A 6,362-nucleotide genomic window follows, 5' to 3' on the forward strand; every position below is an offset into this window, starting at 1 on the left:
GTCAGGGGCTGACCCCGTTTAGGGTAGAATGGTTAGGGTGATGGGAGGCTTAAGATGAAAGAGGCGCTGTTCTACGAGAAGGTCGAAGGCGGAAAGGTACACTGCCTGCTCTGCCCCCAGGACTGCACCGTCGCGGAGGGAAAGAGCGGGTTCTGCAAGGTAAGGCGCAATATCGACGGCACCCTTTACTCCGAGATCTATGGCCGCGTCATGGCCAGGGGTATGGACCCCATTGAGAAGAAGCCGCTCTACCATTTCCACCCCGGAGCCATGGTCTATTCCCTGGGCACGCGGGGGTGTAACCAGAATTGCGACTTCTGTCAGAACTGGCACATGCTCCAGCCCGACGCAGCCACCAGCGAGTTCACCGCGCGGGAGGCGGTGGAGGAGGCCCGCTCCAGGGGCTCGGTGGGCATAGCCTACACCTACAACGAGCCCACCATCTGGTACGAGTTCGTGCTGGAGTGCTCGCAGCTGGCGCGAGAGGAAGGGCTGGTGAACGTGCTGGTCACCAACGGCTCGGTGAATCCCCAACCCTTCGCACAGCTGGCGCCTTTCGTGGATGCCATGAACATCGACGTGAAATCCATGGACCCCGAGTTTTACCGCAGGATATGCAAGTCGAAACTGGACCCGGTGCTGGCGACCTGCCGGGCCGCGAAGGCCGCCGGCATCCATGTGGAGATAACCAACCTGGTGATACCGACCCTCAACGATTCCGACGAGCTCATCGCCGCGCTCGTGGACTTCGTGGCCGGCTTGGGAGAAGAGGTGCCGCTGCATTTCTCCGCCTATTTTCCCACTTACAGGATGACCATAGAGCCGACCCCGCTGGCCTCGCTATTGCGCGCACGCGAGCTGGCCAGCGAGAAGTTGCTCTACGTTTACCTGGGGAACGTCGCGACCTCCGACGGCTCCAACACCGATTGCCCGCAGTGCGGCAACCGGCTAATAACCCGCCGCGGTTACGGGACGACCATCGCGGGCATCGCGGACGGTGCCTGTGCCAGGTGCGGCAGAAAGGCGGACGTCGTCCTATGAAGCCAAAGCCGCACCTCCATACGACAGGTGCCGGACCGATGGCGCCGCGTCCGCCCTCCCAGCCCGAGGGCACCGGCAGCACCCTAGCCAAGCTCCTCATCCTCCTCCTCGTCCCCACGGCCTTTGTCATGGCCATCATGCCCACCGGATACCTCACGGAAAGCCCGGGGCCCAGCTTCGACCTGCAGGAGGACCTCACCGTGAAGGGGGCCGAGACTTACAGCTCGCGCGGGGAGTTGATGCTCACCTCGGTGTCGCTGCAGGAATCGAGCCTCTTATATCACCTGCTGGCAACCCTCGGAGACAGCTTCGAGATGATCAAGGTCCGGGACTACCTTGGCGATGAGCTGAACATGGAGGAACAGGACGTCGTGGACATCGTCATCACCTTCCTCAGCCAGGACACCGCCACGGTGGTGGGGCTGCAGGAAGCGGGCATCGCCGCCTCGATAGAGATGATGGGGGAGTTCGTGGTCGCGGTGGGATCGGACTACCCCGCGCACGGGCTGATAGAACCCGGCGAGGTGATAGTGGCGGTGAACGGTGAGCCCCTGGACACGCCGGAGCGTTTCACAGAAGTGGTCGGGTCCACTCCCGAAGGAGAGACGGTCACCCTGCAACTCCAGGGCATGGACGACGAACTCGTCTACGACGCCAACGAGGAAGAGCTTCAGGGTACGGCCAGGCACTCCGACCTCTCCGACCTCCTCGAGGACGAGGTGAGGGAGGTGGAGGTACAGCCCGTCTATGAGCCGGAGCTGGGAAGGGCGATAATCGGCGTCTCGACCCGTGACTTCTTCACCTACGATTCCGACGTGAAAGTCGAATGGGACCTGGATACGGTGAAGGGGCCGTCCGCCGGCCTGATGATGACGCTCTCGCTGGTCAATGCGCTTACCCCCGAAGACCTCACCCATGGCGACATGATCGCGGGCACAGGAGAGATCACCCTCGCGGGCGATGTGGGCCCCATCGGGGGCCTGCCCTTCAAAATCCGGGCCGCGGAGGAAGCGGGGGCGGAGTTCTTCATCTACCCGGAAGAGAACCAGGAGGACCTGGAGGGCTTCTCCACCGACCTGCGGCTTTTCCCGGTGGAGGACCTCGACCAAGCCCTGGAGATACTGAAGAGCCTGACGTGATCTGAGAACCCGCTGCAGCAGGTTCATCTGCGACCGCCAATAATACCCTTATTAGACAGACGTACCTGTTCAAAAGAGTGTTGTGCGGCGCGGAATAAAGCTTTTGGAGCGCAACTTACCGAAAAAAGGGGAAAAATCGCACCGGCCAAAGGAGAACGAGGCATGCCCAGCGAACAATTAGACGACCGTTGAGGGCATAAATGGCGGAACAAAATAGCCGCAAGAAGCGTCATCATTTTAGAGTAAGGGTGGATATGCAGGAAAAATAGTGGTAGAATCAACCTTCCTGTATATCGGAGCAAAGATCGAGGTGATGGAGAGGATGAAACCGACCGGGATCGAAAACGCGAGCATCTCAGATATAATGGAAACCATGCGTAACCTGGTGGGTCAGGTGGTGCGTATTTCCGTCAAAGAGTCCAAGCCAAAGACTCACTGGGAGGAGAAGGAGGGTATCGTCGAGGGAGTATACCCCACCGTCTTCCTCTTCCGCTTCAAGAACCGGCGCAACGTGGACGAAAGGGTGGCCTACAGTTACGTGGACATCGCCATCGACGACGTGAAGATACTCGAGAACTGAATAAAGAGCGAGGCATCAAAACCCCCGCTGCGGCCACGAGCGGCGGGGGTTTTGCTATTGGGATATGATAGACGTGAGAGCAAGGGAGGTGCGGTGATCTTCATCGGCACGGCGGGGTTCAGCTACCAGGACTGGAAGGGCGCCTTCTACCCCGCGAGGCAGGACAAGAAGTACATGCTGGAGTACTATTCCTCGCGCTTTCCAGTGGTCGAGGTGAACAGCACCTGGCACACCCTCCCTTCGCCCAACAGCATCCTCTCCATGGCCAGGCGCACCACCCCCGATTTCCAGTTCATCATCAAGGCCTACAAGGGGTTGACTCACTCCTATACGGACAACGCCGAGGATTTCGAGCTCTTCCGCGAGGTGCTGCGCCCCATGGAGGACCACGGCAAGCTGGCGTGCGTGCTGGCCCAGTTCCCCTGGGGCTTCAAATGCAGCGAGAACAACCGCGATTACCTGCGCCTGTTCCGCCAGCGTATGCCCTCCCAGGACATCGTGGTTGAGTTCCGCAACGAGGAATGGATATGTGGCGAGACCTTGGAGCTGCTGAGCGAGCTGCGCATGGGGTTCTGCTGCGTGGACGAGCCCCGCCTCAAGGGGCTGGTCAAACCGCATGTCATCCTCAGTGGCGACATAGGCTACGTGCGCTTCCACGGGCGCAATTACGAGACCTGGTGGGACCGCGGCCGCCAGTCCTGGGAGAGGTACGATTACCTCTACAGCGAGGAGGAACTCGCGGAATGGGTACCCGGCCTGCTGCGCCTGGACGGCCAGGCCGCACGCACCTACGCCATCTTCAACAACCACTACCGTGGCAAGGCCCCCCGCAACGCGGTGATGATGGCCGGAATGCTCCCCTCCGAAAGGGTGGTGCCCTTACAGGGAGGGGAGCAACCGCTGGGACTGTGGCCGGAGGAGTGAACGGGGATAAGGGCGGGGGACTCAGTATTCCTCCAGCTCTATCTCGCCCCGCAGCTTCTCGAGGATCTTGCGCAACAACCGCGAGACGTGCATCTGCGATATGTCGAGTTTGTTGGCGATCTCTATCTGGGTCATGCCGCGGAAGAAGCGCATGTAGATCACCTTCTGCTCCCGTTCCGTGAGCAAGGAGAGGAGTTTGGCCAGGGTATCCCGGTCCTCGGCCAGGGAGAAATCGTCGTCCTCGCCGCCAAGGTAGTCCAGGAGACAGAAGCCGTGGTCCTCGGAGCTGTTCATGTAGATATTGTCCAGGCTGAGGTAGTTAGCGGCGTACGAGGACTCGAGGATCTCCACCACCTCCTCCAGGCTCAACCGCATCTCGCCGGCTACCTCCTGCAGGGTGGGTGAGCGGTGCAGCTCCTGGGTGAGGAAGTCGATGGCCTGGTTCAGCTCGTGGTCGCGCATCTGCAGTCGGCGGGGGATGCGGATAGCCCACCCCTTGTCCCGGAAGTAGCGCTTCAGCTCCCCCACGATGGTCGGCGTCGCGTAGGTGCTGAACTCCACCCCGCGCTCCAGGTCGTAGCGGTCGATGGCCTTGATGAGCCCGATGTATCCCACCTGGAGGAGGTCCTCCAATGGCTCGCCGCGGTTGGAGAACTTACGTGCGAGGTATTCCACGAGGTGGATATTGAGGGAGATGAGTTCGTCCCTTACTTTGGGATCGCCGGTTGCCCTCAGCTTCTGAAAGAGCTCCCGGATGTACCGCCTGCGTTCCAGCCGCCGTTCATCGTCTCCACTCACGTATCATCTCCTTGTGGGGAGTGTGCGGACGAATGAGCCCGTCAGCTGGGACGCTGCTTTCGCAGGGAGATGCGGCAGGTCGCCTGCTCCCGCTTTAAGTCCACCACGTCGACCACGGATTCCATGATCATCCTGCTGAAGGATTCGGGCATCACCGTACGCGACTCGTCATCCTCAGCCAACTGCGAAGTGAGAATGATTTCAAGGTACTCCTTCAAGGGCGCTATTTCAACCTGCAGGACGGTGCCCTCGGAGGAATGGATGACGGCATAGTTGCTCGCTTCGTCGACGGCGATGCGCAGGTCCTCGAGCTGGGAGAGGTCGTAATCCATGCGGCTGGCCACCAGGTAGACCGCGAGCCTGATGAGCTGGCGCGAGAACTGCTCGGCCGGAAGGCGCATCCGCACCACTTCGTTATTGTCGCTCAAGCGCCTCACCTCCCGGCCATCTCGGCGTCCGCAGATTATTTCAGACGATATAGATGTTCCCCATGGGCTCACTTTTAAACCGGCGGAGGAGGGCGGGGGCTGAGGGAACGGCGGGACGCATGGTATCTCCACTTGATAAGTTGATGGAACATGGTGCCCGGCGTGATAAACTTGTAGGGGAGGATGGCAGAGCAAGATACTCGGCGGAAGGAGATACCTTGAGCGATATGGGAGGAGTCTTCCTGCATACCCAGGTGAGAGACGTGGGCGGCGTGAAGGTAGTGGTGCTCGAAGGCGAGATAGACCTCTCCACGGCAGCGGTCTTCAAGGAGACCGTCTACGAGGTCATCGAGGCCGGCAATACCGACCTGGTCATCGACCTGACCGAGCTGGAGTTCATGGACTCGACCGGGCTGGGCGTGCTGGTTGCGGCCCTCAAGAAGACCACGACCGAGGGCGGAAGCATCCGGCTCATCTGCGACAAGCGCAATATCCTCAAGGTGTTCACAATCACCGGTCTGGACAAAGTCTTCGCCATTTACGATAATTTGCAGCGGTGCCTCGACGCCTAACCGGGGCGCCTTATACGCGGGGGAGTACCCGAGTGGCCAAAGGGGACGGACTGTAAATCCGTTGGCACAGCCTACGGAGGTTCAAATCCTCCCTCCCCCACCATAAATAAAGAAGCAGGTCAGATGCGGTGTACTCGGGCCTGCTTTGTGTTTTTCCAGACCATACAAGCCCCGTGAGTCTGCCACGGTCAACAAATAGTCAATACGCTTATATCCGTTATTCATGGATTTAGGCAAAAGGAAGCCAGAAATAACTATCTTGACCCATTTCCACTCGATAAATATGGGCTTCGCTTATGCGAGTGATTAGAGTTAGGTGGAGCACATTAACTTAATTTCCCCAAGTAAAGTATCCTTCAGGGCTTGCCGAGCATCCATTTAGGGACATCTATATATTACCAGTGACTATGCCTATATAGTCAGCGATTTGTAAAGAGAAAGCCTAGGGGATTGGAGCGATAGGGCACATAAATGACCTCATATTCGCTGTTCACTGTATAGGTCTTAGTTCTGGCAGAGAGTGCTAGATGGAGGGAGTGGAATGCTGATGGAACCCCACGCCAAGAATAGCAAACGCAAAGAATGGTTAAGGAAGACTGTGCACATATTTCTTATTTGTCTCCTTGTTGCTTCGTTTTGTCCTATATTTTTGTTAACAGCACCTTACGCCATTGCTGCTACCAGTTCTTCACCAAATCCAGACACATGGAGTGTGGATGGTGAGGTTTACAAGATTATTACCACTCCCACCACAAGTTAGAGTCCCCGGTAGTGGTGTATAAACCGAAAACCCTCTAGCAAAGCAAGGACCACCGTGCCATCCTTTTCTCAAAGGAGTAACTGAGAGACAAAGGAGAGGCACGATGGTCAACACTACTAT

The 6,362-nt window shown here is 58.3% G+C and carries 7 protein-coding genes and 1 tRNA gene; 6 read left to right on the forward strand and 2 right to left on the reverse strand.

What is annotated here, in order from left to right; all coding sequences use genetic code 11:
* Positions 1-54: 54 nt before the first annotated feature.
* The 4 genes from amrS (at position 55) to AB1384_15460 (ending at position 3,684) form a co-directional block, all read left to right on the forward strand.
* A complete protein-coding gene (amrS, locus tag AB1384_15445; protein MEW6555663.1) occupies positions 55-1,041 on the forward strand; it encodes an AmmeMemoRadiSam system radical SAM enzyme in 987 nt (328 codons plus the stop codon).
* A gap of 38 nt (positions 1,042-1,079) precedes the next feature.
* The gene (locus AB1384_15450) at positions 1,080-2,180 is read left to right on the forward strand and encodes a S16 family serine protease (GenBank protein MEW6555664.1); all 1,101 of its coding nucleotides are present in this window, start codon (positions 1,080-1,082) and stop codon (positions 2,178-2,180) included.
* Between the two features lie 268 nt (positions 2,181-2,448).
* Complete coding sequence (locus AB1384_15455) at positions 2,449-2,760, forward strand: Veg family protein (protein MEW6555665.1); 312 nt, start codon at positions 2,449-2,451, stop codon at positions 2,758-2,760.
* Between the two features lie 57 nt (positions 2,761-2,817).
* Complete coding sequence (locus AB1384_15460) at positions 2,818-3,684, forward strand: DUF72 domain-containing protein (GenBank protein MEW6555666.1); 867 nt, start codon at positions 2,818-2,820, stop codon at positions 3,682-3,684.
* A 21-nt stretch (positions 3,685-3,705) separates the two neighbouring features.
* Here the strand turns inward: AB1384_15460 and AB1384_15465 are convergent, their stop codons facing one another.
* Positions 3,706-4,482, reverse strand: coding sequence for a SigB/SigF/SigG family RNA polymerase sigma factor (locus AB1384_15465; GenBank protein ID MEW6555667.1), 777 nt, complete (start codon positions 4,480-4,482; stop codon positions 3,706-3,708).
* Between the two features lie 41 nt (positions 4,483-4,523).
* Entirely contained in the window at positions 4,524-4,910 is a 387-nt protein-coding gene (locus AB1384_15470) for a hypothetical protein (protein ID MEW6555668.1), read from the reverse strand.
* A gap of 227 nt (positions 4,911-5,137) precedes the next feature.
* On the opposite strand from AB1384_15470, the gene AB1384_15475 reads away from it, so the two are divergent.
* Both AB1384_15475 and AB1384_15480 read left to right on the forward strand, forming a co-directional pair.
* A complete protein-coding gene (locus tag AB1384_15475) occupies positions 5,138-5,482 on the forward strand; it encodes an STAS domain-containing protein (protein MEW6555669.1) in 345 nt (114 codons plus the stop codon).
* An 18-nt stretch (positions 5,483-5,500) separates the two neighbouring features.
* Positions 5,501-5,585 (forward strand) — tRNA-Tyr (locus AB1384_15480).
* Positions 5,586-6,362 lie beyond the last annotated feature (777 nt).

It is taken from the genome of Actinomycetota bacterium, assembly GCA_040757835.1.
Lineage (GTDB): Bacteria > Actinomycetota > Geothermincolia > Geothermincolales > RBG-13-55-18 > SURF-21.